Origin of the sequence: Streptomyces sp. NPDC001222, assembly GCF_042896945.1 — a bacterium.
Taxonomy (GTDB): Bacteria; Actinomycetota; Actinomycetes; order Streptomycetales; family Streptomycetaceae; genus Streptomyces; species Streptomyces gibsoniae.
The window spans coordinates 26,508-50,781 of record NZ_JBIAXT010000002.1 but is presented as its reverse complement, the minus strand read 5'-3'; the positions used below and the strand labels follow the sequence as shown (position 1 = coordinate 50,781).

General features: G+C 72.2%; 24 protein-coding genes. 13 read left to right on the top strand and 11 right to left on the bottom strand.

All coding sequences use genetic code 11. The annotated features are described in order from the left end of the window. Positions 1-4: 4 nt before the first annotated feature. From ACFY2Z_RS03320 to ACFY2Z_RS03310, 3 genes are all read right to left on the bottom strand, one after another. On the bottom strand, positions 5-634 hold the full coding sequence (locus ACFY2Z_RS03320) for a hypothetical protein (RefSeq protein WP_390742473.1): 630 nt from the start codon (positions 632-634) through the stop codon (positions 5-7). A 10-nt stretch (positions 635-644) separates the two neighbouring features. Beyond that, complete coding sequence (locus tag ACFY2Z_RS03315; protein ID WP_390742472.1) at positions 645-1,295, bottom strand: histidine phosphatase family protein; 651 nt, start codon at positions 1,293-1,295, stop codon at positions 645-647. Positions 1,296-1,372: 77 nt separating this feature from the next. Then, the gene (locus ACFY2Z_RS03310) at positions 1,373-2,581 is read right to left on the bottom strand and encodes a pyridoxal phosphate-dependent aminotransferase (protein WP_390742471.1); all 1,209 of its coding nucleotides are present in this window, start codon (positions 2,579-2,581) and stop codon (positions 1,373-1,375) included. An 88-nt stretch (positions 2,582-2,669) separates the two neighbouring features. Between ACFY2Z_RS03310 and ACFY2Z_RS03305 the strand changes: the two genes are divergently transcribed. After that, on the top strand, positions 2,670-3,296 hold the full coding sequence (locus ACFY2Z_RS03305) for a winged helix-turn-helix transcriptional regulator (RefSeq protein WP_390742470.1): 627 nt from the start codon (positions 2,670-2,672) through the stop codon (positions 3,294-3,296). Between the two features lie 96 nt (positions 3,297-3,392). Here ACFY2Z_RS03305 and ACFY2Z_RS03300 read toward each other — a convergent pair whose 3' ends face one another. The 3 genes from ACFY2Z_RS03300 to ACFY2Z_RS03290 are packed head-to-tail and all read right to left on the bottom strand — an operon-like array spanning position 3,393 to position 7,058. Then, positions 3,393-4,202 (bottom strand): hypothetical protein, encoded by an 810-nt coding sequence (locus ACFY2Z_RS03300; protein ID WP_390742469.1) that lies wholly within the window; start codon positions 4,200-4,202, stop codon positions 3,393-3,395. Then, the gene (locus ACFY2Z_RS03295; RefSeq protein ID WP_390742468.1) at positions 4,202-5,467 is read right to left on the bottom strand and encodes a VWA domain-containing protein; all 1,266 of its coding nucleotides are present in this window, start codon (positions 5,465-5,467) and stop codon (positions 4,202-4,204) included. Before ACFY2Z_RS03295 ends, ACFY2Z_RS03300 begins: the two co-directional genes overlap by 1 nt. 43 nt (positions 5,468-5,510) lie before the next feature. Continuing rightward, positions 5,511-7,058, bottom strand: coding sequence for an IucA/IucC family protein (locus tag ACFY2Z_RS03290; protein WP_390742467.1), 1,548 nt, complete (start codon positions 7,056-7,058; stop codon positions 5,511-5,513). Between the two features lie 55 nt (positions 7,059-7,113). On the opposite strand from ACFY2Z_RS03290, the gene ACFY2Z_RS03285 reads away from it, so the two are divergent. Continuing rightward, positions 7,114-8,616 (top strand): IucA/IucC family protein, encoded by a 1,503-nt coding sequence (locus tag ACFY2Z_RS03285; RefSeq protein WP_390742466.1) that lies wholly within the window; start codon positions 7,114-7,116, stop codon positions 8,614-8,616. 21 nt (positions 8,617-8,637) lie between these two features. On the opposite strand, the gene ACFY2Z_RS03280 is transcribed toward ACFY2Z_RS03285, so the two are convergent. Beyond that, positions 8,638-9,150, bottom strand: a complete 513-nt coding sequence (locus tag ACFY2Z_RS03280; RefSeq protein WP_390742465.1) for a MarR family winged helix-turn-helix transcriptional regulator — start codon at positions 9,148-9,150, stop codon at positions 8,638-8,640. A gap of 121 nt (positions 9,151-9,271) precedes the next feature. Between ACFY2Z_RS03280 and ACFY2Z_RS03275 the strand changes: the two genes are divergently transcribed. The 3 genes from ACFY2Z_RS03275 to ACFY2Z_RS03265 all read left to right on the top strand — a co-directional run bounded on the left by ACFY2Z_RS03275 (position 9,272) and on the right by ACFY2Z_RS03265 (position 11,236). Beyond that, positions 9,272-9,646 (top strand): HGxxPAAW family protein, encoded by a 375-nt coding sequence (locus ACFY2Z_RS03275; RefSeq protein WP_390742464.1) that lies wholly within the window; start codon positions 9,272-9,274, stop codon positions 9,644-9,646. A 379-nt stretch (positions 9,647-10,025) separates the two neighbouring features. Beyond that, the gene (locus ACFY2Z_RS03270) at positions 10,026-10,940 is read left to right on the top strand and encodes a HipA family kinase (protein WP_390742463.1); all 915 of its coding nucleotides are present in this window, start codon (positions 10,026-10,028) and stop codon (positions 10,938-10,940) included. After that, a complete protein-coding gene (locus ACFY2Z_RS03265) occupies positions 10,937-11,236 on the top strand; it encodes a SelT/SelW/SelH family protein (protein ID WP_390742462.1) in 300 nt (99 codons plus the stop codon). Before ACFY2Z_RS03270 ends, ACFY2Z_RS03265 begins: the two co-directional genes overlap by 4 nt. Positions 11,237-11,263: 27 nt before the next feature. On the opposite strand, the gene aceB is transcribed toward ACFY2Z_RS03265, so the two are convergent. Both aceB and ACFY2Z_RS03255 read right to left on the bottom strand, forming a co-directional pair. Then, positions 11,264-12,883, bottom strand: coding sequence for a malate synthase A (aceB, locus tag ACFY2Z_RS03260; RefSeq protein WP_390742461.1), 1,620 nt, complete (start codon positions 12,881-12,883; stop codon positions 11,264-11,266). 232 nt (positions 12,884-13,115) lie between these two features. Next, a complete protein-coding gene (locus ACFY2Z_RS03255) occupies positions 13,116-13,724 on the bottom strand; it encodes an NTP transferase domain-containing protein (protein WP_390742460.1) in 609 nt (202 codons plus the stop codon). Positions 13,725-13,909: 185 nt separating this feature from the next. Here ACFY2Z_RS03255 and ACFY2Z_RS03250 point away from each other — a divergent pair, with 185 nt between their 5' ends. Next, on the top strand, positions 13,910-14,224 hold the full coding sequence (locus tag ACFY2Z_RS03250) for a DUF5955 family protein (protein ID WP_390742459.1): 315 nt from the start codon (positions 13,910-13,912) through the stop codon (positions 14,222-14,224). Positions 14,225-14,293: 69 nt separating this feature from the next. On the opposite strand, the gene ACFY2Z_RS03245 is transcribed toward ACFY2Z_RS03250, so the two are convergent. Continuing rightward, positions 14,294-15,088 carry an IclR family transcriptional regulator gene (locus ACFY2Z_RS03245; RefSeq protein WP_390742458.1) on the bottom strand — a complete coding sequence of 265 codons (795 nt, stop codon included), beginning with the start codon at positions 15,086-15,088 and terminating at the stop codon, positions 14,294-14,296. Positions 15,089-15,360: 272 nt separating this feature from the next. Here ACFY2Z_RS03245 and allB point away from each other — a divergent pair, with 272 nt between their 5' ends. The 7 genes from allB to ACFY2Z_RS03210 all read left to right on the top strand — a co-directional run bounded on the left by allB (position 15,361) and on the right by ACFY2Z_RS03210 (position 23,146). Further along, positions 15,361-16,701 (top strand): allantoinase AllB, encoded by a 1,341-nt coding sequence (allB, locus tag ACFY2Z_RS03240; protein WP_390742457.1) that lies wholly within the window; start codon positions 15,361-15,363, stop codon positions 16,699-16,701. Between the two features lie 45 nt (positions 16,702-16,746). Beyond that, positions 16,747-17,904, top strand: a complete 1,158-nt coding sequence (alc, locus tag ACFY2Z_RS03235) for an allantoicase (RefSeq protein ID WP_390742456.1) — start codon at positions 16,747-16,749, stop codon at positions 17,902-17,904. 170 nt (positions 17,905-18,074) lie between these two features. Beyond that, positions 18,075-18,893: an AIM24 family protein gene (locus ACFY2Z_RS03230; protein WP_388967930.1), complete on the top strand. Its 819-nt coding sequence runs from the start codon at positions 18,075-18,077 to the stop codon at positions 18,891-18,893. Positions 18,894-19,097: 204 nt separating this feature from the next. Further along, a complete protein-coding gene (locus ACFY2Z_RS03225) occupies positions 19,098-19,493 on the top strand; it encodes a ribonuclease domain-containing protein (protein WP_390742455.1) in 396 nt (131 codons plus the stop codon). 259 nt (positions 19,494-19,752) lie between these two features. Next, entirely contained in the window at positions 19,753-19,977 is a 225-nt protein-coding gene (locus ACFY2Z_RS03220) for a DUF397 domain-containing protein (RefSeq protein WP_390742454.1), read from the top strand. Positions 19,978-20,558: 581 nt separating this feature from the next. After that, the gene (locus tag ACFY2Z_RS03215) at positions 20,559-21,818 is read left to right on the top strand and encodes a sensor histidine kinase (protein ID WP_390742902.1); all 1,260 of its coding nucleotides are present in this window, start codon (positions 20,559-20,561) and stop codon (positions 21,816-21,818) included. A gap of 155 nt (positions 21,819-21,973) precedes the next feature. Then, positions 21,974-23,146, top strand: coding sequence for a cytochrome P450 (locus ACFY2Z_RS03210; RefSeq protein WP_390742453.1), 1,173 nt, complete (start codon positions 21,974-21,976; stop codon positions 23,144-23,146). Between the two features lie 32 nt (positions 23,147-23,178). Here the strand turns inward: ACFY2Z_RS03210 and ACFY2Z_RS03205 are convergent, their stop codons facing one another. Continuing rightward, a complete protein-coding gene (locus ACFY2Z_RS03205) occupies positions 23,179-24,189 on the bottom strand; it encodes a Gfo/Idh/MocA family oxidoreductase (protein ID WP_390742452.1) in 1,011 nt (336 codons plus the stop codon). Positions 24,190-24,274 lie beyond the last annotated feature (85 nt).

Sequence of the window (24,274 nt, the reverse complement as noted above, 5' to 3'; positions counted from 1 at the left end):
TCCCTCACGCCCGTCGCGGGGATGCCAGCAGATAGCGGGCCCGCGTCCGTGGCTGTGTGTGTTCGCTCGTCTGCCAGCCCGCCTGTTCCAGCGTGGCCGCGCAGGCGCGCAGCGCCGCGAGGTCCGGCTCGTGCACGGCGACCGCCTCCGGCTGCGGCGTCGCGCGTACCCGGTAGCCGGTGCCCTGGTCGCCGGTCGCGGGCCGGTGCCCGGCCCCCTCCAGGGCGAGCGCGGCGGCCTGCACCAGATGGGTCCGCTCCCAGCCGCAGGGGCGGTCCGTGGCGCCGTCGGGATTGGTCATCCGGCGCAGCTCCAGCAGCCCCTGCCAGGCGCCGCGGACCTCCCGCAGCCGGGCCGGTCCGCTGTCCGCGGGCGCCTCACCGCCGACGCGTGCGGCGAACACACCGGAGTCGGCGGGCGCGGGCGCGGCCGCCGGTGGCTGCCCGGCGGGTGTCTCCCGTAGGCGATGACCCGCCGGGGTCAGGAAGTGGTCGTGCGGCGGACGCGGATGCCGAAAGGCCAGCCCCCGCTTCACCAGCGCGGCGAGCTGGACGTCTGTCCCCGTCAGCCGCCCGGTGAGGGGGTCGGCGGCTGCGATCAGGCGCTGTTGCACGGCGGTAGGCGGTCTGATCACGGCCCCTCCCTCACTCCTCGGACGGCCCCGCCTCCCCCGCGGAGAGGGACCCATGAGAACAGTAGGCGTCGGGTCTGACATTCCACCCGGCCACCACATGGCGCCGGTGCTCCGTGCTCAGCCGGCTCATCGTCCCCGTGGAGAGCTGGAACAGCGCGCCCCCCGACGTCGGCAGGCCGAGTCGCCGCGCGGTCAGCACCCGCAGGAAGTGGCCGTGGGAGACGACGACCACGCTGCCCTCCCCCTCGGCGAGCGCCGCGTCGATCTTGGCGATCATCCGGTCCGCGCGCGCCCCGACCTCCTCCGGGCTCTCCCCGGGATGGTCCGGGGGACCGGGCGCCACGCCGTCCGTGAACAGGAACCAGTCCGGTTGCGTCCGGTGGATCTCGACGGTCGTCACCCCCTCGTATCCGCCGTAGTCCCACTCGGCCAGGTCCGCGTCGACGCGCGCGCCCCCGATCCCCGCCAGCCGGGCCGTCTCCCGGGCCCGCTCCATCGGGCTGACGAACGCCGACTCGATGCGATGCCGCGCGATCAGCGGAGCGAGCCGGCGCGCCTGCTCCCGGCCCCGGTCCGTGAGAGGGACGTCGGTGGAACCGGTGTGCCGCCCGGACAACGACCACTCGGTCTCGCCGTGCCGTACGAGGAGGAGGTCACCCATCGTCGTGCCCTTTCTGTCTTCCTTCGTACGGTGGCACCTTCTCCCCGTGGCCGCAGGACAGGCTGCGCCGCTCGGCCCTACTGGCGGTAGCCGCTCAGGAATCGGCCGATCCGTCCGATCGCCGCCTCCAGGTCGTCCGCGTGGGGCAGGGTGAGGATGCGGAAGTGGTCGGTGTCCGGCCAGTTGAAGCCCGTGCCCTGGACCACCTGGATCTTCTCCCGCAGCAGCAGGTCCAGGACGAACTTCTCGTCGTCGTGGATCTTGTGCACCTTGGGGTCGAGGCGCGGGAACGCGTACAGCGCGCCCTTCGGCTTCACACAGGACACACCCGGGATCTCGTTGAGCTTCTGCCACGCCACGTCGCGCTGTTCAACGAGGCGGCCGCCGGGCGCGGTCAGCTCCTCGATGGACTGCCGGCCGCCGAGTGCGGCCTGAATGGCGTACTGGGCGGGGGCGTTGGCGCACAGCCGCATGGAGGCCAGCATCGTCAGGCCCTCCAGATAGTCGCGGGCGTGCTGCCGCGGGCCGGTCACGACGAGCCAGCCGGAGCGGAAGCCCGCGACCCGGTAGGTCTTGGACAGTCCGCAGAAGGTGAGGACCACCAGGTCCGGGGCGAGCGCGGCGGCCGAGTGGTGCACGGCGTCGTCGTAGAGGATCTGGTCGTAGATCTCGTCGGCGAAGACCATCAGGCCGTGACGGCGGGCCAGGTCGAGGATGCCCTCGATGATCTCCTTCGGGTAGACCGCGCCCGTCGGGTTGTTGGGGTTGATGATCACGACGGCCTTCGTGCGGTCCGTGATCTTGGAGGCCATGTCCTGGAGGTCCGGGTACCAGTCGGCCTGTTCGTCGCACAGGTAGTGCACCGCCTTGCCGCCCGCGAGGGTGGTCACGGCCGTCCAGAGGGGGAAGTCCGGTGCGGGGATGAGGATTTCGTCGCCGTCCTCGATCAGGGCCTGTACGGCCATCGAGACCAGCTCGGACACGCCGTTGCCGAGGAAGACGTCGTCCACGTCGACCTCGAGGCCCCTCGCCTGGTAGCGCTGGGCCACGGCGCGGCGGGCGGAGAGGATGCCGCGTGAGTCCGTGTAGCCGTGCGCCTGCGGCAGCATCCGGATCATGTCCTGAAGAATCTCCTCCGGCGCCTCGAAGCCGAAGAGCGCGGGGTTGCCGGTGTTCAGGCGCAGCACGCTGTGGCCCGCCTCCTCCAGCGCGTCGGCGTGCTCGATCACCGGACCGCGGATCTCGTAACAGACCTCACTCAGCTTGCTCGACTGACGGAACTCCATACGACCGCTTCCCCTCCGCTAACCGTGGTTGCTTGGTTTTACCAAGTGGACGCTTGGAAAGTCCAACAACACGTCTAGACTGCGTCGCATGTCACCTCGCCGAAGCTACGACCAGTACTGCTCCACGGCCCGCGCCCTCGACGCCGTCGGCGACCGCTGGACCCTCCTGATCGTCCGCGAGCTGCTCGCCGGTCCGCGTCGCTACACCGATCTGCACGCGGACCTGCCGGGCGTGAGCACGGACGTCCTGGCGTCCCGGCTGAAGGACATGGAGCGCGACGGGCTGACCGCACGCCGCCGGCTGCCGCCGCCCGGAGCGGCGTACGTCTACGAACTCACCTCCCGAGGGCGGGAGTTGCTGCCGGTGCTCCAGGCTCTCGGGGTCTGGGGCGCGCCCGCGCTGGCGGAACGCCGGCCGACGGACGCGGTACGCGCGCACTGGTTCGCCCTGCCGCTGCTGCGCGCGCTGCCGGGTGAGGGACTGGTCGAGGTCCGGCTCGACGAGGGGAGGTTCCATCTGCGGCTCGGCGTCCAGGAGGGCCCGGTGTACGGCGACGGGGCCGCCCCGGAGGAGCCGGACGCCCGGCTGGCCCTCGACGCGCCGACCTGTACCGCCCTGGGGGACGGTACCTTGACGCTCCAGCAGGCCGTGACGGACGGGCGCGTCGCGGTGTCGGGGGACAGCACGCTCGCGAAGGTGCTGCGCGGGGACTGACAGGACTCGGGGAGCAGCCCGGAGTCCCCGGACACGGGCGGGGCCCGCCGCGTCCCCCGGACACGGCGGGCCCCACCACCCGTGGACGACCGGGCGTCAGGCGCCCGGCGGCACCCGGTACGGCCGTCCCGAACCGCGCGTCAGCGCATAGCCGCCGATGCCCGCGAGCGCCGCGAGCACACCGCCGATCGCCGTCCACACCCAGCGGTCGGACCACCAGCCGGAGGTGTCCGGCTTGAGCGACGAGAGAGTGGGCGCGTCCGTCTCGGAGCCGGAACCGGAGCCGGAATCCGAGGACTTCTGTGCGATGCCCGGCACCAGCGGCTCGGCCAGCGAACCGTCCACCGCCGCCGCGCCGCCCATGTCCTTGGAGTCCACCTGGATCTGGGTGTTCACCGGCACTCCGAGGTCGGCCGCGCCGAGCCCCACGGCGGTCAGACGGACGTAGTACGTGCCCGGCAGCGGGTCGTTGGACCAGGCCTCCGACCAGGCGCGGACCGTGCGCAGCGTGCACGCGAGGTCGACTGCGGCCGCCCCCTGGGCCGCGGTGCGCGTCTGCGCCCCGTACTGGCACGCCTGACGGCGCCGCAGCCCGTCGTACACGTCCAGCTGCCAGGTCTGCGTCCCGCTCCGGGACGACGAGGGCAGCTTCACCGTCGCCTTCACGGTGGGCCGCTGCCCGGCCTCCGCGGGGAACTGCCAGTACAGGTAGTCACCCGTGGAGGCGTCGGCCGTGGCCTGCTGCCCCTGCTGGATCTCCGTCGCCGTACGGAACGACGTGCCCGCCGAGGTGGGCGCGGCACCGTCGTCCGAGGGGCTCGCCGAGGGCGAGGCGTCGGCGAGGGCGGGGGCGGCGGCGACACCCAGCAGCAGGGCAGCCGCGCTCAACGCTCTTACGAACAACATCAGTTGGTCCTCCAGATCGCGACCCGCCAGCGCGTCAGCCAGCCCCACAGCACACCCGCCAGGAAGCCGATCAGAACGAGGGCGCCGAGCAGCCACCAGCCGCGCCCGAGGCCGAAGGAGGCCACGTCGCTCGCCTGGTCGGGACCGTGGACGACGTCGACCGTCAGCTCCAGCGGAAGGCCGGGCGTGGTCTTCACACCCGCCACCGGGGAGAAGGAGTTGGCGACCTGGAGGCACACCGTCTCGGCGGGCGCGTTCTCGTCGTCGCTCTCCGCCTTCGGATAGCGCAGGCCCGTCGACATCACGTCCGTACGGCCCGTGCCGGTCGCCTCACCGCGTACGATCTCCCGACCGCGCACGGTGATCGCCCGCAGTGTCACGCCGTAGTCGGGGTTCACCTGCCGGTCGTCGGAGATGCTCACCGAGGCGCGCAGCTCCTGACCCGGCTTCACGTCCACCCGGTAGAAGCGGTGCTGCCCGAACTCCTCGCGGTCCGTGTACAGGCCCGACTTGAGCGTGGGTGCCGTCGTGCACTGCTCGGTGCCGTCCACGGCGACCGGAGTGACCACCTTGTCCGCCGTCCGGTCCACCAACTGGTTGACCTTGCCGGAGAGTTCGGTCTTGTGCTCCACCGAGGTGTAGGTGCCGCCGGTGGCCTCGGCGATGCAGCTCAGCTGCTTGCTCAGCTTGGTGTCGGGGACGAGTCCCAGCGTGTCGATGGTCAGCCCGACCCCCTTGGCCGCGATCTCCCGGGCCACCTCGCACGGGTCGAGCGGGGCGCAGGTGTCCTCGCCGTCGGTGATGAGGACGATCCGGCGGGTGCCGTTGCCCCCGTCGAGGTCGTCCGCCGCCTTCAGCAGGGCCGGGCCGATCGGCGTCCACCCGGTGGGCTGCAGCGTCGCCACGGCCGTCTTGGCGTCGGTCCGGTTCAGCGGCCCCACCGGGTACAGCTGTGCGGTGTCCTTGCAGCCCGTCTTGCGGTCGTTGCCGGGGTAGTTGGCGCCCAGCGTCCGTATGCCGAGCTGCACCCCCTCCGGCGTCGCGTCGAGGACCTCGTTGAAGGCCTGCTTCGCCGCCGTCATCCGCGAGTCGCCGTCGATGTCGCGCGCCCGCATCGAGCCGCTGACGTCGAGGACGAGATCGACCTTGGGCGCGGCCTGGGCTGTCGTCTCGTCGGCGACGGCGCCGGCCGGGACGGCGATCCCGGCCGCCAGGGCGGCGAGCAGGGCGCAGACGCCCGCCGCCAGCCGTTGTCTTGTGATCATCGGCGGATCTTATTGATCAATGGGTGCGCGCTTCAAAACGATCTTATTGATCCCAGGGGACGGGCATGCGAACGAGCGGGTTGGGCAGCTGCGTCCACAGATCCCCGCCACTCCCGGGGGACAGCCTCATCAGCGTCAACGCCTTCGCGGGCAGCGGCTCCTCGCGGAGCGCCACCAGATCGGACGTGGCCGGAAGCTCCCGTACGACGGCCTCCAGTGCCGCCCCCAGCGCGGGTGCCGAACCCGCCGTGGCCGCCAGCGAGCCCCCGACGAGCGCGCCGAACAGCTTGCGGCGCAGGGCCGTCTCGTCGTCCGTGACCATCCGGTCGGCCACCTCCGGAGCCTTGATGCCGTGCCGGGCCAGCCGGGCCGGGCTCACCCGGACGTCCGCGAGATCCCGGTAGACGAACCGCAGCGGCTCGTTCGCGGGCCCGAGCACCACCAGCAGGTTCTGGCCGTGCGCCTCCAGGGCCACGCCCAGATCGAGCAGGCGCAGCCCCACGGTCAGCGCGAGACGGGTGAACGCGGCGAGCCAGGCCGGGGACGCCGCGAGTCCGGTGGCCGGCAGGGCGGCCACCGGGACGACCCGCTCGCCCGCCGCCGGATCCGCGCAGCTCTCGGGCGACTCGCGCACCATCGCGGCCAGATCGGGCGAGTGCGCGCTGAACGCACCCAGGGTGCGGGTGACACGCAGCAGTCCGTCGGTGCGCGCCGCGACCGACTCCGCGAACTCGGAGACGACGAGCGCAGTCTCGACGGACGCGACCGAGATGTCCCGTACGGAGGAGGTCAGCCGGGCGCTGACCGCGGTCTTCACATGCGGGCCGTCATCGGACAGGGCCAGGGTGCGCAGGGACAGCAGCGGATGCGCGACCGGACCGTCGTGCGCCGCCCGGCCGAGCACATGCGCCGTCTGCCAGGGATGCACCGGCACCAGCGGGCGCCCCCCGTCCCACAGCCACGCCGGCCACTCGCCCCGCAGCACACCGTCGTCCGCCGGGACCAGGCCGAGGCGTACCAGGGGCCGGTGCTCGGGCCCGTAGGCGAGTTGCTCGGCGACCGAGAAGCCGGGCCGTGAGCGGCAGTTGGGGTGGTACGGGTGTCCGTCCACCACCCGCTGCTCCCATGCCCAGCCGGTCACCGGTTCGGGTGCGCTGTCCGGCTGGTCGGCGCGCGACAGCGCCAGCGAGGCCGTGCTGTCGTCGAGCTCGGCGGCGAACGCGGCACCGCCCGGCACACCGAGCGCCGTGACCAGCTCCGCCGCCCGGTCGTGACCACGACCGTCCAGCAGCACCTCGGTGACGTACGCGGTGGTCGCATACGGGTCGGCGGGCGGCCCGTGCAGCCGGCGCCCGTCCGCCAGATGGAGGATCAGCCCCTCGCGCGTCGGCTCACGGCGGACCGCCCACGGCAGCGGCTCATGGACCAGTGCCCGCCACAGGCGCGACAGGACCGCGGCCCGGGCGCCGGGGAGGGCGGCCGCGTACGCCGCCGACAGATCGGGCCGTACGCCCTCCAGCTCGCGGGCGAACCGGATCTCGGCGGAGGGGGAAGGGGACACGTTCGAACTCCTCGGGGACGGGCGGCGCATTCGTCGTGCCGGACCACGACAGACATACTGATCGTCAGTGCACCGTACGGAACGAATGGATCGCGTGGACCGCATGCACCCCAGGGACCGCGTCCCCGAGCCCGCCGACGCCTACGCTGCGGCGCCGCTGCTCAACTGTCTGCTCCGGGAGGCCGCGGACCCCGCCGGCGAGCAGGGCGTCCACCGGCTGCGGGCGGGCGGACGGCTGCTGCGCGTGCGCGGCGCCCGGCGCCCCCGCGACCCCGAGCTGCACACCGACGGTACCTGGCATCCGCTCACCCACGCCGAGCTGGTCAAACTCGCCGCCGAGGAGCTGCGCCGGGCCACCGGTCTGTCCAACCCGGAACTGCCCGGCGAGATGCTCGACAGCCGGGACGCGGTGGCCGCGATCCTCGCCGCACGTGCCCGTACGACCCCGTCGCCCGACCCTTATGTGCGCTCCGAGCAGTCCTTGATCACCGGTCATCCGCACCACCCTGCGCCCAAGGCGCGCGGCGGAGGACCGGTCGCGAGCTGGCTGCCGTACGCGCCCGAGGCGCACGCCCGCTTTCCGCTCACCCTTCTGGGGGTGCGCGAGGACACCGTCGTCGAGGAGGGCGACACCACGGCGCTCGACGCGCTGGGCACCGCCCCGCCCGGCTACCGGCTGCTGCCCGCGCACCCCTGGCAGCTCGACCTGATCGGCGGGCGCCCGGAGATCCGCGAGGCGTTCGAGGACGGGCGGCTGCTGCGGCTCGACGGCGCCCCCGGGACGGTGTGGCCCACGGCCGCGATCCGCACGGTGTACGCCCCCGGAGGCGACCACTTCCTGAAGTTCAGCCTGGACGTACGGATCACCAACGACATCCGCCGGCTGTGGCGCCACGATCTGCTCAAGCTGCGCCGCACCGACGCGGCGGCGGTGGCCGCGTTCGCCGCGCACCCGGGCCCGGCGGCCTGGCTGAGCGACCGCGGTTACCGCACGGCCGACTTCGCCTTCGAGGAACTGGCCGTCCTGGTCCGCGACGGTCTGCACCCCCATCTGCTGCCGGATGCCACCCCCTTGCTCGCCGCGGCCCTCGTCGAGGAGGACTTCGACGGCAGCCCGCTGGCCCGGCTCACCGATCCGGCGGCCTGGTGGACGGCGTATCTGCGCCAGGTCGTGCCCCCGACCCTGGAGGCGTTCGAGCGCCATGGGGTCGTTCTGGAGGCGCATCTGCAGAACACGCTGATCGCGGTGGACGCCGCGGGCCTGCCGGTACAGGCGCTGTTCCGGGACGCGGAGGGCGTCAAGCTCCTCACGGACGTGTCCCGGGAGGCGGGCTGGGAGCGGCTGGTGTACTGCCTCGTCGTCAACAACCTCACCGAGGTGGCCGCGCTGCTGGCGGAGCGCCACCCCGGCTGGAACCCGTGGCCCGCCGCCCGCGCGGAACTGGCCCGCCACCCCGTCCCCGAGATTCCCGCCCTGCTGGCCTCGCCCACCCTCCCGGGCAAGACGAACCTGCTGCTGCGCTGGACGGGCGCGGACGGCGCGGACGCGCGCTATCTGCCCCTGCCGAATCCGCTTGCCTGCCGCTGACCTCGGGCCGCCGGCCGACGATCAGCCGACCTGTGCGGACGGACGACGGCTCCGCGGCGGTTCAGGTCTCGCAGGATCCGTCAGGGAGGTGCGGGCCAGCGCGGCGGCGCGCAGGAACCAGTCGGCGATGACGGCGGTCTCGTCCGGCGTGTACTGCGAGAACAGGTCCGCCAGCAGCGCGTGGTAGGGGCCGTGGACGGCCCGCACCCGGTCGGCGGCGGCCGGGACGGCGACGACCCGCACCCGGCGCCGGTCGGTGGGGTCGGGCTCCCGGGTGACGAACCCGCCCTGCTCCAGTCGGTTGAGGATGCCCGTCACCGCACCGGTGGTGACATGGGCGCGTGCGGCCAGATCACCGGCGGTGACCACGGAGTCCCCGGCCGCGAGGACATGGGTGAAGCAGATGAGGTCCATGACGCTCAGCCCGAGGTTGCGGGCGAGCTCCTGCTGCCCCACGACACTCGTCGCGACGAGGTCGTGCAGTGCGCAGATGGCATCCGAGGCGGAGGCGGCCGGGCGTGACTTGCCCTCCATTGCGTTTCCCTTAGTTACTAAGATAAATTCCTTACTTGACAAGCCATCATAAGAGTGCGGAGCGCCGTCGACGGGTCGTGACGTGTGTAGGCCGGTCGGGTGCGCGCGGGGAGGCGGGCACATGGGCGAACATGGGCACGAGGAAGGCCACACCCTGGCCGGGTGGACGGGCTGCGTCCTCGCCACCGCAGGGACTTTGCTGATCGGCGCGGGCATCTGCGGCTGGCGTGCGGGGGTCTGGCTTGGGCTCGGACTCGTCGTGGTGTCCGTGCTGACCACGTGGTTCCTGCACCTCGCGGGCTGGGGCAAGCCGCCGGGGCCGCGGCCGGCCGACCGGCGGGGCATGCGCGTGCGGGACCTCTCCGCGCGTCGGGGCCATGCGAACTGCCTCGGGTGCCGACTGGCCGGACGGGGCGGCGCGCCCGCGAGTCAAGCGCCCGGGACCGCTGTCGGTGGCACCCGCGAGCCGGCCGCCGCGACCGACATGACGCCCTGAGGGCGGATGCGGCGTGCCCCGACCGGTGAGCGCCGGAACCGTCAAGGTGTCGATCAACAACTTCTGCGGGAGGTACACCACCCATGTCGAGGTGACCCGGGGTGGCAGGACTCTCGTGTACAAGGATCCGCGTCCGTGATCATCTGTAACTGATCGGCGGGTCGGCATCCGCTGAACTGCCCCTCTCGCCCAAGGCGAGGGGGGCAGTTCCGAAGTGTGACGCGAAGGAGGTCGGCGCGACGGCTCGCGCACTTCTCGTCGGCTGTCACGCTCGGTTACTATGCTCACTTCGTGCCGGGGCCGGAAGCAAGGGGCGCACTGCCACTGTTTCGGCGTGCTTCGTGAAACGTAAGGCAGAAGAGCCGTGGAGCCTGGGAAAATGCTGAGGGAGGTCACCGCCACCCGATACGTCACGCCCTTGCGGTCCGGCGGCTCCGTGCCCGGGATCGTCGAGGCCGACGACCTCGGAACCTACGTCGTCAAGTTCACCGGCTCCGCTCAGGGCGTGAAGGCGCTGGTCGCCGAGGTGATCGTGGGGGAGCTGGGCCGTCGGCTCGGGCTGCGCATCCCTGAACTGGTGTTCACCCATTTCGACCCCGCGATCGCCGCGCACGAACCCCACCAGGAGGTGCGCGACCTGCTGAACGCGAGTCCCGGTCTCAATCTCGGCATGGACTATCTGCCGGGCGCCCGGGACTTCACCCCCGAGGTCGCTCAGGCCTGCACGGTCGATCCGGTGGAGGCGGGCCGGATCATCTGGCTCGACGCCCTGACCGTCAACGTCGACCGTACGGTCCACAGCTCCAATCTCATGGTCTGGCCCACCTTCGGCACGGCACCCCCGCGGCTGTGGCTGATCGACCACGGTGCCGCCCTCGTCTTCCACCACCGCTGGGACGCCTCCGCGCCGGAGAAGGCGTACGACTTCCGTCACCACGCCCTCGGCCACTTCACCCCGGACATGCGGGCCGCCGAGGCCGATCTCGCGCCCCGCGTGACCGAGGAGCTGCTGCGCGAGATCACCGAGGAGGTCCCGGACGCGTGGCTGAGCGGCGAACCGGGCTTCGCCACGCCCGCCGAGGTCCGCAGGGCCTACGTGGACTATCTCTGCGCGCGAGTGAAGGCCTCCGAGTCCTGGCTGCCCACCGACTTCCCCACCCGGGAGGAACTCGCCGCCGAGGAGGCCCTGCGCGCGGCACGGACACAGCAGGGCCGGCCGGCCTGGCTCAAGCGGGTCCCCGACCTGCACGGCAAACCGGCGGCGGAACAGGATTGGTCGGTGCACCTGGGATGACGGACACGCCCGCGGACGGCGAGTACCGCGTCCAGATCGAGTACTGCACCCAGTGCCGCTGGCTGCCCCGCGCGGCCTGGCTGGCGCAGGAGCTGCTGACGACGTTCGAGACCGAGCTGACGGAGCTCGCGCTCAAGCCGGGCAAGGGCGGGGTCTTCGTCGTACGGGTCAACGACGAGGTCGTCTGGGACCGCCGCGAGCAGGGCTTCCCCGAGCCCACGGCGGTCAAGCGCCTCGTACGCGACCGAGTGGCCCCGGGAAAGCCCCTGGGCCACTCGGAGAAGACCGCGGAGTGAACCGGCCGGCGAGCCCCGGGGAGCGGGTCAGCCGGCGAGCTGCTCGTACGCCGGCAGAGTGAGGAACTCCGCGTAGTCCTCGTCCAGCGCCACCTTCAGCAGCAGGTCGTGGGCCTGCTGCCAGTGGCCCGCCGCGAAGGCCTCCGCGCCGATCTCGGTCCGGATGTGCGCGAGCTCCTCGGCGGCGACCTTGCGGGCCAGGTCGGCGGTCGCCTTCTCGCCGTTCTCGAACTCGACGCCCGCGTTGATCCACTGCCAGATCTGGGAGCGGGAGATCTCCGCGGTCGCCGCGTCCTCCATCAGGTTGAAGATGGCGACCGCGCCGAGGCCGCGCAGCCAGGCCTCGATGTAGCGGATGCCGACCTGGACGGCGTTGACCAGGCCCGCGTACGTCGGCTTGGCGTCCAGGGAGTCGACGGCGATCAGGTCGGCCGCCTTGACGTCGACGTCCTCGCGCAGCCGGTCCTTCTGGTTCGGCCGGTCGCCGAGGACCCGGTCGAAGGACGCCATGGCGATCGGCACCAGGTCGGGGTGGGCGACCCAGGAGCCGTCGAAGCCGTCGTCCGCCTCACGGTCCTTGTCCGCCTTGACCTTCTCGAGGGCGACCCGGTTGACCTCTTCGTCGCGCCGCGACGGGATGAACGCCGCCATGCCGCCGATCGCGTGCGCGCCGCGCTTGTGACAGGTGCGGACGAGGAGTTCGGTGTACGCGCGCATGAACGGCGCGGTCATCGTGACCGCGTTGCGGTCCGGCAGCACGAACCTCGCCCCGCCGTCACGGAAGTTCTTGACGATGGAGAAGAGGTAGTCCCAGCGGCCCGCGTTCAGCCCGGAGGCGTGGTCGCGGAGTTCGTAGAGGATCTCCTCCATCTCGAAGGCCGCCGTGATCGTCTCGATCAGGACGGTGGCGCGGACGGTGCCCTGCGGGATGCCGAGGTGGTCCTGGGCGAAGACGAAGACGTCGTTCCAGAGGCGGGCCTCAAGGTGCGACTCCGTCTTCGGCAGATAGAAGTAGGGGCCCTTGCCGAGGTCGAGCAGGCGCCGGGCGTTGTGGAAGAAGTACAGGCCGAAGTCGACGAAGGCGCCCGGCACCTGCTCTCCGTCGACCAGCAGATGACGTTCGTTCAGATGCCAGCCGCGCGGCCGCATGACGACCGTGGCCAGGTCCGCGTCGGGACGCAGGGCGTACGACTTGCCCGTCGCCGGGTCGGTGAAGTCGATGGCCCGGGTGTAGGCGTCGATCAGATTGAGCTGGCCGAGGACCACGTTCTCCCAGGTGGGCGCGGAGGCGTCCTCGAAGTCCGCGAGCCAGACCTTCGCCCCCGAGTTGAGGGCGTTGATGGTCATCTTGCGGTCGGTGGGTCCGGTGATCTCGACCCGGCGGTCGTTCAGGGCCTCGGGTGCGGGGGCCACCCGCCAGGTGTCGTCCGCGCGGATCGCGGCGGTCTCCGGGAGGAAGTCGAGGGTCGAGGTGCGCGCGATCTCCGCCCGGCGTTCGGCCCGGCGGGCGAGCAACTCGTCCCGCCGGGAGGTGAACCGGCGGTGCAGCTCGGCCACGAAGGCGAGGGCCGGTTCGGTGAGGACCTCGTCCTGCCGCGGCAGGGGCTCGGCGTCGATGACGACCGGCGACGGCGCTGGTGCGGACATGAGCTGTCACTTCCTTCGGCGAGCTGACGTGAGGAGCCGCAGCACGGGTTACGGCACCGGGTGCCAGGGGATCCGGATGTGGCTGACCACGCCTGTGAGCAGTCAGGTGCTTCTGATTAGTGGATACTAGTTTCCTCATGGTGGAAGCTCAATGATCTGTTGACGTCGAGATTCTCCACTTCGAGGCAGGGCGGCGCTCCGTGTCACCGAGTGCCCCGAGGAGAACCGCCGGTCACTCCAGGTGGACCAAGTCGCCCTCGGTGTCGATGTCGTACGGCCGCGCCACGTCCCCGCACTCGACGAGCCGCATCGCGTTCTCGTGCTCCTTCAGATACGCGCGGGCTCCCCGGTCCCCGGCGGCGGACGCCGCGATCCCGGCCCAGTGCGCGGTCCCGAGGAGCACCGGGTGACCCCGGACACCCCCGTACGCGGCCGAGGCCAGCGAGGTCCCGTCCTCGTACGCGGCAAGGACCCGCGCCGCCGCCTGCGGTCCGATGCCGGGCTGGTCGACGAGCGAGACCAAGGCGGCCCGCGCGCCCGTACCGGCGAGCGAGTGGAGTCCGGCGCGCAGCGAGGAGCCCATGCCCTGCTCCCAGTCCGGGTTGTCCACCAGCACGCAGCCGGACAGATCCGTGCGCTCCCGCACCTCCTCGGCCGCCGCCCCCAGGACCACATGGACGCGACCGCACCCGGCCGCCCTCAGCACCCCCACCGCGTACTCAACCAGCGGACGTCCCCGGTGCACGAGCAGGGCCTTCGGGCGCCCGCCCAGCCGCCGTCCACCGCCCGCGGCGAGGAGCAGTCCGGCGACCTCGGCCCGGCCGTCTTCACTTCGCGTCATACGTCCTGCATACCTGACCCCGCGGCGGCCGTGTGGCGCCCCGGGACTGAATTTCGGTCCGCGCGGTGGCGCCCGGCGCACCCCGTGGCGTTTACTGACCCGCGTCCCCGGGCGCCGGGCCGACGCCACGGGGCGACGGGCGGTGGTGCGCCGCCGTGCGCACGACACGGTGTGAGGGGGAAGCTGTGTTGCGGAGCTTGGGGCAGAGACCGGTGACCGGCAGCGACGAGGATCCGAGGGTGGTGGAACTGCGGACCGCGGTGTCCCGGCTGCGCCGTGAACTCGCCACTCTCCCGGCCGAGTTCCCCGACCGGGGCATCGCCGAGGACGAACTCGCCGTCCTCGCCGCGATGGCCGCGGGCGGCGTTCCGGAGATCCCGCGTCTGCGCCGCTCCCTGCTGCTGATCGCCGGCGCGATCGGCTCGGTCAGCGCTCTCGCCAGGGGGCTCGCGGAGGTCCGTGACGCGGTGGAGGAGTTCGGGGAGCCGCGACGCGGCTGACCGGTGCGGCGGCCTGTCTTGAGGCGCGGGGTGGCGGACCGGCGGCCGGCCGGGCGGCCGGTCCGGTGGTCAGTTCCCCGCGCCGGCCAGGGCCTCTGACAGTTCCCTCGCCACCTGCTGGAGCACCGGCACGATCCGCTCCGTCGCCGCGTCGGTGACCCGGCCCGCCGGGCCTGAGATGGAGATCGCCGCGGCCGTCGGGGCGCCGGGCACGGACACCGCGAGGCACCGGACCCCCATCTCCTGCTCGTTGTCGTCGACCGCGTACCCGACCCGGCGCACCTCCTCCAGAGCGGCGAGGAAGGCATCCGGCGTCGTGATGGTCCTCTCCGTCGCGGCGGGCATACCGGTGCGGGCCAGCAGGGCGCGCACCTCGTCGTCCGGCGTGGTGGCGAGCAGCGCCTTGCCCACGCCCGTGGAGTGCGGCAGCACCCGGCGGCCCACCTCGGTGAACATCCGCATCGAGTGCTTGGACGGCACCTGCGCCACGTACACGATCTCGTCGCCGTCGAGCAGCGCCATGTTCGCGGTCTCGCCGGTCTCCTCCACCAGCCGGGCGAGACAGGGGCGCGCCCAGGTGCCGAGCAGCCGGGACGCCGACTCGCCGAGCCGGATCAGTCTGGGGCCGAGCGCATACCGGCGGTTGGGCTGCTGACGTACGTAACCGCAGGCCACCAGCGTGCGCATCAGACGGTGAATCGTCGGCAGCGGCAGCCCGCTGCTCACGGACAGCTCGCTGAGGCCGACCTCGCCGCCCGCGTCCGCCATCCGCTCCAGCAGGTCGAAAGCGCGCTCGAGGGACTGCACCCCGCCCGTGGCGGACTTGGCGGGGGCGTCGCTGGCGCTGGACGTCGACGTCGGCACGGCGCGTTCCTTTCGGGACTGGCGGGAGGGGCAGCAGCCTACCCGGCAGGCGGTCGGGTCCCCGCTGGTACGGAGCGATGTTCTGCTCACTGGAAGCCTACTTCCGTCTGGCAGAAAGGCTCAGAAGGCGTACGCCGGGGCGCCGGACGGCGGTCCCGCCCTTGACGGCGTCGGAAGCGGGGTGAAGACTCCTTCAACAGAACGTTGAATTCCGTGGGGTGGGCGCCCGTCCCGCTCCCGGAGGCGGCGACGGCGCGGAGAGAGGGGCCCGGGTGTCCGACGCTGAACTGGTGCTGCGGTCGAGACGCGTCATCACGCCCGAGGGGACGCGCGCCGCGTCCGTCGCGGTCGCCGGGGGCACGATCACGGCCGTCCTGCCCTACGACGCCCAGGTGCCGGCCGGAGCGCGACTGGAGGACTTCGGCGACGACGTCCTGCTGCCCGGACTCGTCGACACCCACGTCCACGTCAACGACCCGGGCCGGACCGAGTGGGAGGGCTTCTGGACGGCCACCCGGGCGGCGACGGCGGGCGGCATCACCACCCTCGTCGACATGCCGCTCAACTCCCTGCCGCCGACCACGACGGTCGGCCATCTCCGTACCAAGCAGCGGACCGCGGCCGACAAGGCCCATGTCGACGTCGGTTTCTGGGGCGGGGCGCTGCCCGACAACATCAAGGACCTACGGCCGCTGCACGACGCGGGCGTCTTCGGCTTCAAGGCGTTCCTGTCACCCTCGGGCGTGGACGAGTTCCCGCACCTCGACCGGGAGCAGCTCGCCCGCTCCCTGGCCGAGATCGCGGGCTTCGGCGGCCTCCTCGTCGTCCACGCCGAGGATCCGCACCGCCTCGCCGCCGCCCCGCAGCAGGGCGGCCCCAAGTACGCCGACTTCCTGGCGTCCCGGCCGAGGGACGCCGAGGACACCGCCATCGCCGAGCTGATCGCCCAGGCCAGGCGGCTCGACGCACGGGTGCACGTACTGCATCTGTCCTCCGGTGACGCACTGCCCCTGATCGCCGCCGCACGGGCGGAGGGCGTGCGGATCACGGTGGAGACCTGCCCGCACTATCTGACCCTCACAGCCGAGGAAGTCCCCGACGGAGCAAGCGAGTTCAAGTGCTGCCCGCCCATCCGCGAGGCCGCCAACCAGGATCTGCTGTGGCAGGCGCTCGCCGACGGCACGATCGACTGTGTGGTCACCGACCACTCCCCGTCGACCGCCGACCTGAAGACGGGCGACTTCGCCACGGCGTGGGGCGGCATAGCGGGCCTGCAACTGAGCCTCCCCGCCGTGTGGACCGAGGCACGCCGGCGCGGCCACGGCCTGGAGGACGTGGTCCGCTGGATGTCCACGCACACGGCGCGTCTTGTGGGGCTCGGATCCCGCAAGGGTGCCGTCGCGGCGGGCCACGACGCGGACTTCGCGGTCTTCGCTCCCGACGAGACGTTCACCGTCGACCCCGCCGCCCTCCAGCACCGCAACCGTGTCACCGCGTACGCCGGCCGGACCCTGTCCGGGGTGGTCAGGTCCACCTGGCTGCGCGGCGAACGCATCGCGGCGAACGGCGAGTTCACCGAGCCGAAGGGCAGGCTGCTCACCCGGAGCCACTGACGTGACCTCGCACCGGCCGAACCCCGAAAGGACGATCTGATCACCGTGACGGCGCAGCATCCCACCGGTCCGGCCCGCTTCACCGGCGACGCACACCCCTACGCCGGCGGTGACCCGTACGCGGACTACCGCACCGCCGACTTCCCCTTCATCCACCACGTCGACCTCGCCGACCGCCGCCTCGGCGCGGCGGTCATCGCGGCCAACGACGAGTTCTTCGCCCCGCGCGAGAACCTGCTGGTGCCGGAGCGGGCCGAGTTCCACCCCGAGCGCTTCGGGCACAAGGGCAAGGTCATGGACGGCTGGGAGTCCAGGCGCCGCCGCGGCGCCTCGGCCGGGCACCCGTGGCCCACCGCGGACGACCACGACTGGGCACTGGTCCGGCTGGGTGCGCCGGGTGTCGTACGCGGCATCCTCGTCGACACGGCGCACTTCCGGGGCAACTACCCGCAGGCGGTGTCCATCGAGGGCACCTCGGTGCCGGGCACCCCCTCGCCGGAGGACCTCCTCGCCGACGACGTGAAGTGGACGACACTCGTCCCGCGCACACCGGTCGGCGGCCACGCGGCCAACGGCTTCGTCGTGGCGGCGGAGCAACGGGTCACACATCTGCGCGTCAACCAGCACCCCGACGGCGGCATCGCGCGGCTGCGGGTGTACGGCGACGTGGTGCCCGACCCCGAGTGGCTGCGGGTGCTGGGCACCTTCGACGTCGTCGCCCTGGAGCACGGCGGCCGGGTCGAGGACGCCTCCGACCTCTTCTACTCGCCCGCCACCAACACCATCCGGCCGGGCCGCTCCCGCAAGATGGACGACGGCTGGGAGACACGGCGCCGCCGCGACCGGGGCCATGACTGGATCCGCTACCGGCTGGCGGCCGAGGCGCGGATCCGGGCGATCGAGATCGACACCGCGTATCTGAAGGGAAACGCGGCGGGCTGGGCGTCGGTGTCGGTCAGTGGCGGCGGGGACGCCGGGGACGCCGGGAGCGCCGAGGGCGCCGAGTGGCGCGAGATCCTGCCGCGCACCCGCCTCCAGCCCGACAGCAACCACCGCTTCGTGCTTCCGGCGGAGGCCGTCGGCACCCACGCGCGCGTGGACATCTATCCGGACGGCGGCATCTCCCGGCTGCGCCTGTACGGCTCCCTGACCGAGGAGGGCGCGGCGGCTCTGAGGGCGCGACACCAGGAACTGGGCGGCTGACCGGCGGACGCACCCACCGCCGCTGAACGGATTCGAGAGGCTCGGACGAACGGGTTCGCGGGGCTCGGACGAACGGTTTCGCGGGGCCTGGACGAACGGATTCGAGGGGCTCGGACGAACGGGTTCGCGGGGCCCGGAACCAATCGGACCGGCTCCCGCGTTCTCCCCTCGTGACTCTTCAGCAAGAAATCGTCGGCAACGCCATGCAGATGGCGGTCGTCAACCTGAGCCCCGGCCAGACCGTGTACTGCGAGGCGGGCAAGTTCCTCTTCAAGACCACGAACGTGACGATGGAGACCCGCCTCTCCGGCCCGTCGAACAGCGGCGGCCAGCCTCAGGGCGCGGGCCAGAGCGGCGGCATGGGCGGCTTTCTGCGCCAGGCGATGGGCACCGCCATGCAGGTCGGGCAGCGCGCGCTCGCGGGCGAGTCGCTGGCCTTCCAGTACTTCTCGGCCCAGGGCGGCGAGGGCACCGTCGGCTTCGCGGGCGTGCTCCCCGGTGAGATGCGCGCGCTGGAGCTCGACGGCAGGCGCGCATGGTTCGCCGAGAAGGACGCCTTCGTGGCCGCCGAGTCGACCGTCGACTTCGGCATCGCCTTCCAGGGCGGCCGCACCGGCATGAGCGGCGGCGAGGGCTTCATCCTGGAGAAGTTCACCGGGTACGGCACGGTGATCATCGCCGGCGCCGGCAACTTCATCGACCTCAACCCCGCGGACTTCGGCGGCCGCATCGAGGTCGACACGGGCTGCGTCGTCGCCTTCGAGGAGGGCATTCAGTACGGCGTCCAGCGTGTCGGCGGCCTCAACCGCCAGGGGATCATGAACATGGTGTTCGGCGGCGAGGGCCTGTCCCTGGCCACCCTGGAGGGCAACGGCCGCGTCATCCTGCAGTCCCTCACCATCGAGAGCCTCGCCAACGCCCTGAAGAAGGCTCAGGGCGGTGACAAACAGGGGCCGACGGGCGGACTGTTCTCCACGAACGTGGGCTGACGGAAGCACCGCGAGCAGCACCGCCGCGTTCGGCGTACCGTCCACCGCGAGCGGCCGGTACGCCACGACCGCATCCGCTCGCGCGGGCCCAGGCACAAGGGCCGGGGGCCGCAGGTTAACGTCCCGAGAACTCATGAGACGCCACGGGAAACATTGTTGAGTTGTCATTGACATGCCATGCTCTACGCGCGTCATCATGACTCCATGAGATTCCCCCCACGCGCAACCCGGATCGGCGCCGCAGCCGCCGTCCTGACTGCCCTCCTCATGGGTGGCACCGTCTCCGCCACCACCGCGGACGCCGCTGCCACCTCCGTCGGCAGCATCTGCTACAGCCGCCTGCCGTCCCAGGCCCACGACACTCTCGACCTCATCGACAGTGACGGGCCCTTCCCCTACCCGCAGGACGGCATCGTCTTCCAGAACCGCGAGGGCGTCCTGCCCAAGCAGTCGAGCGGTTACTACCACGAGTACACGGTCAAGACCCCCGGCTCCTCGACGCGCGGCGCACGACGCATCGTCACGGGTCAGGAGTACGAGGAGGACTACTACACCTCCGACCACTACGCCACGTTCAACCTGATCGACTTCGGCTGCTGACCACGCGGTGCGCCTGCGCCCGAGGGGAGTTGCCTCACCCCCTGCGCGGGCGCTCGCGTCTTCGCCGTCGGATGCCCCGACGTCCCAACGCCCGCTCAGGAAGCCCGACTTGGGTCCTCTGCCGTCATCGTCCCGGCGTCCGTGATCCATGGCCGCCGGTCGACGAGGCCGGTGCGGGATTACCGCCGGTTTGCGAGGTTGGTCCGACTGGGTGAGGGTGGATGAGGAACGCACAACCGAGCGTCGAACGGAGCTTCTGATGCGTGCGAAGAAGGCTGCACTGTACGCGCTCGACCTGACGGATGCACGCTGGGTCAAGAGCAGCAAGAGCACCACCGGACCTTACTGCGTCGAGGTGGCGGACCTTGGTGGCGGAGCCGTCGCGGTCCGTGACTCCAACCACGTCGACCTGCCGCCTCTGCGGTTCACCGCGGAAGAGTGGGCAGCGTTCCGAGAGGGCGTGCGCGAGGGCGAGTTCGGCTAGGACACCCCGCGTAGTACGTACGTCCAGCGTCACAGCAACACCAGAGCCGGGCCCGGCTTCCGCTGTGCAGATTCAGCTGTGGCCGTCCTCCAAGCCCAAAGCGCTTGGGCAGTCGACGGCTTCCTCCTTCCTCCCTTGATGCCTCCAGATCGTGCTGTCGGTCACGAGTCGACCCCGCCCGGCGGGACACACCGGGCGGGGTCGACGTCTGCCCGTCGAAAGTGCCGCCCTCACGGGTGGGCCGCGTCGACAGTACTCGGTGGTGCGACTTCGGTCGCCGATCACGCTCACGGGGAGGCGCCCATGCCGTACGCCGCCTAGATTGGTCGACCGTGAGTGGAGACGAGCCGGCACGTTCGGCGGGGCGGACGGCGCCTCGGCCCGAGACGGCCACACAGGGGTTCCGCACCGTGCCGCGCCCGTCGCGGACAGGGTGGCCACGACGGCGGCAACGGCCGACGGGTGTGCCCGCGCAGGCAGGGGCCGACACCCGTGCAGCTCGTCCAGCCCACCTCGCCGCGGCACCCGCAGCCGACGTCACACCGACCGGGGCCCCCGGCCCGCACATCGCGTCGCAGTCCCTGCCCTTCGCGGGGTCCCCGGGCCGGGCGGCGGGCGCGTACGGACTTCCCCGGCACCGCTGGTTCCTGCCCTCGGCCGTGATCGCGGAACTCGACCCCGAGGCCGGTGGCGGACGCCGGCCGCGGCGCACCGTGCGCGACTGGGTCGTCGACTCCGGGTGCTTCGTGCTGGCCGTACTCCTCGCGTTCGCGGCCGCGATCTCGGTGAACAAGGAATCCCACACCACGCATGTCGTCGTGCTCGTCGACGTGGCACTCGGCGCCCTCGCCTGCGCCGCGGTCTGGCTGCGCCGCCGGTGGCCGCTCGGGCTCGCCCTGGCGATGATCCCGGTGAGCCAGCTCTCCGACACCGCCGGGGGCGCGGCCATGATCGCGCTCTTCACCGTCGCCGTGCACCGGCCGTTCCGGTACGCGGCCTGGCTGGGCGGCGCCCAGCTCGCGCTGGCCCCGCTGTTCTTCTGGCTGCGGCCCGACCCGGACCTGCCCTACCTCGCCGCCGTCCTCCTCACCGCGCTGGTCACGGTCGCGGTCGTCGGCTGGGGCATGTTCGTACGGTCCAAGCGGCAGTTGATGCTGAGCCTGCGGGACCGGGCGCGGCGGGCCGAGACCGAGGCGGCCCTGCGGGCCGAGCAGGCCCAGCGGCTGGCTCGGGAGGCGATCGCGCGCGAGATGCACGACGTCCTGGCGCACCGTCTGACACTGCTCAGCGTGCACGCGGGCGCCCTTGAGTTCCGTCCCGACGCGCCCCGGGAGGAGATCGCGCGGGCTGCCGGGGTGATCCGGGAGAGCGCGCACGAGGCGTTGCAGGACCTCAGGGAGATCATCGGTGTGCTGCGGGCCGGGGACTCCGACGACGCGGGCCGTCCCCAGCCGACGCTGGCCGCGCTCGACGCCCTGGTCGCCGAGTCCCGGGAGGCCGGGATGGAGGTCGTCCTCGTCCACCGGGTCACGGACCCCGGCGCCGTACCGGCTTCCGTGGGCCGCACCGCGTACCGCATCGCCCAGGAGGGCCTGACCAACGCGCGCAAACACGCCCCCGGGACCGAGGTCACGGTGACGGTCGCGGGCGCGCCCGGCGACGGCCTCACCGTGACCGTGCGCAATCCCGCCCCGCCCGGCGAGGTCCCGCATGTCCCCGGCTCCGGCCAGGGCCTGATCGGCCTGACGGAACGCGCGACCCTCGCCGGCGGCACCCTCGACCACGGCACCACGGGGGACGGCGGCTTCCGGGTCCGGGCCCGGCTGCCGTGGACGGCCTGACGATCGAACGACGCGCGGCGTCGGCCCGCGCGCCGAACTCGGACTCAACAACCGAGTGCAGCTCGCCCTGTTGACGCACGACGCGGGACTGCTGGACGAGGGCGGGCACTGAACGGGTGCCTCGCTCGTTGCAGAGGTGACGGAGGGGGAGGGCCGTGATCGATCTGGGGGAGTACGGCGCGCGGTTCACACAGAGCCCGCACGAGGTCTACGCGGAGCTGCGCGAGCGCGGCCCGGTGCACTGGGTGCGCACGCCACCGCCCGACCCGTGGGAGGCCTGGCTGGTCGTCGGGTACGAGGAGGCGCGCGCCGCCCTCACCGACCCCAGATTCTCCAAGGACGCCACGAAGAACGGGCGGTTCAGTCCGGAGGAGGACGTGATGGGGCGGCATCTGCTGGTCGTCGACCCGCCGGAGCACACCCGGCTGCGTTCCCTCGTCGCCCGCTCGTTCACCATGCGCCGTGTGGAGGCGCTGCGCCCGCGCGTCCAGCAGCTCACCGACGAGCTGATCGAGGAGATGCTGCCCAAGGGGCGGGCCGACCTGGTGGAGGCCTTCGCCTATCCGCTCCCCATCACGGTCATCTGCGAGCTGCTCGGCGTCCCGGACATCGACCGGGGTGCCTTCCGCGCCCTGTCGAACGAGGTCGTGACCCCGTCCGGCGCGGAGGCCGGATTCGCCGCCATGCGGCAACTGGCCGGTTTCCTGGACGAGTTGATAGAGGACAAGCGGTGTACGGCCCCGGCCGACGACCTGCTCGGTGACCTTCTGCGCACCCGCGCGGAGGACGGCGACCGGCTCTCGGGCAGCGAACTGCGCGCGATGGCCTTCCTCCTGCTCGTCGCGGGCCACGAGACGACGGTCAACCTGATCACGAACGCCGTGCACACGCTGCTCACCCACCCGGAGCAGCTCGCCGCGCTGCGCGCCGACATGACGCTGCTGGACGGCGTCGTCGAGGAGGTGCTGCGCCTGGAGGGACCGGTGGAGTCGGCGACGTTCCGCTACGCGTCGGAGTCGCTGGAGATCGCCGGGACCGCCATCGCCGAGGGCGACCCGGTGATCATCGGGCTCGGCTCGGCCGGCCGGGACGGATCCCGCTATCCCGACCCCCACCGCTTCGACGTCCACCGCGCCCCGCAGGGCCATCTGGCGTTCGGGCACGGCATGCACTTCTGCCTGGGGGCGCCCCTGGCCCGGCTGGAGGCGCGCACGGCCCTGCGCACCCTGCTGGAGCGCTGCCCGGACCTGGCCCTCGACGGCCCGCCCGGGCCACGGCTGCCGGGCATGCTGATACGGGGAGTGCGGAGCCTTCCGGTGCGCTGGTAGCGGACGTGGAGCGGACCGCGTCAGGGGGCGGATCAGCGGCGCAGGCCTGCGATCTCGCCCAGGTGCACCGGGCGGCGCTCCCGGCGGGACAGCTCGCAGGCCTCCGCGATCCGCAGCGCCTGCAGGGCCTCGTGCCCGTCGCACGGGTTGGCGCGCTCACCCCGCACCACCTCGACGAAGGCGGCGACCTCGGCCTCGTAGGCTGGCGCGAAGCGCTCCAGGAAGCCGGTCCAGGGCTTGTCCGCCGGCGGCGGCCCGGCCGGTTCCGTCGAGGTGATCGGAGTGCGGTCGTCCAGGCCCACCGCGATCGTGTCCAGCTCGCCGGCCAGCTCCATCCGTACGTCGTAGCCGGCGCCGTTGGTGCGGGTCGCGGTCGCCGTGGCCAGCGTGCCGTCCTCCTGGGTGAGCACCACCGCCGCCGTGTCGACGTCGTGCGCCTCCCGGTACATCGCCCCGCCGGCGTCCGACCCGGTCGCGTACACCTCGACCACCTCCCGGCCGGTGACCCAGCGCAGGATGTCGAAGTCGTGGATGAGGCAGTCGCGGTAGATGCCGCCGGAGACGGGCAGATACGCGGCCGGCGGCGGCGCCTGGTCGGCCGTGAGCGCGCGGACCGTGTGCAGCCGTCCGAGCCGTCCGGAGCGCACGGCCTCCCGCGCGGTCGCGTAGCCCGTGTCGAAGCGGCGCTGGAAACCCATCTGCAGCACGGTCCCCGCGGCGTCGACCTCGGCCAGCGCGGTCAGCGTGCCCGCCAGGTCCACCGCGATCGGCTTCTCGCAGAACACCGGAAGCCCGGAGCGCGCCGCCCGGCCGATCAGCTCGGCGTGGGCCGCGGTCGCCGTCGTGATGACCACGGCGTCCACGCCCCAGGTGAAGATCTCGTCCGCACCGGGTGCGGCCGTCTCGCCCAGCCGGTCCGCAAGCGCATGGGCCCGGACCGTGTCCACGTCGGTGATGATGAGCGAGCCCACGTCACGGTGACGGCTGAGCGTGGCCGCGTGGAAGCTGCCGATCCGACCTGCTCCGATGAGTCCGATGCGCATGGGAACAACCTGGAGGCGTACCCCCCGCCCTGTCAATGCTTTGTCCGGACAACCGGACTACACAACTTCCCGTCAACAGGTCCCG